Consider the following 583-nt stretch of genomic DNA (forward strand, 5'->3'; position numbering starts at 1 on the left):
CACATTTATCAAAGGGCTCTGCCTGCACTACTGGCTTCTGAAACTGCTGTTTAACTGGCTTCTGAATCGGAAACTGCTGGTTAGTTAACTGTTGAACAGGCTTCTGAAGTGGAAACTGCTGGTTAGTTAACTGTTGAACAGGCTTCTGAAGCGGATACTGCGGCTTAGTTAACTGTTGAACTGGCTTCTGAAGTGGAAACTGCTGGTTAGTTAACGGTTGAACGGGCTTCTGAAGTGGGAACTGCTGGTTAGTTAACTGTTGAACAGGCTTCTGAAGCGGATACTGCGGCTTAGTTAACTGTTGAACAGGCTTCTGAAGTGGAAACTGCTGGTTAGTTAACTGTTGAACAGGCTTCTGAAGTGGAAACTGCGGCTTAGTTAGCTGTTGAACAGGCTTCTGAAGCGGAGACTGCGGCTTAGTTAGCTGTTGAACTGGCTTCCGAAGTGGAAACTGTTGGTTAGTTAGCTGTTGAATTGGCTTCTGGAGCTGAAACTGCTGGTCAGTTTGCTGCATCATCAGAGCTTGAGCATCCTGAAGCGACTTACTCCACTGTGGAACAGCATGACAGAAAGCACAGACCAA

At 46.7% G+C, this 583-nt stretch carries 1 protein-coding gene; it reads right to left on the bottom strand.

What is annotated here, in order from left to right:
* Positions 1 to 583: hypothetical protein (locus GQS58_RS16925; protein WP_205860465.1), on the bottom strand; the 583-nt coding region annotated here is incomplete at both ends.

The sequence above is a fragment of the Polaribacter sp. 11A2H genome, from assembly GCF_011379025.1.
GTDB lineage: Bacteria > Bacteroidota > Bacteroidia > Flavobacteriales > Flavobacteriaceae > Polaribacter.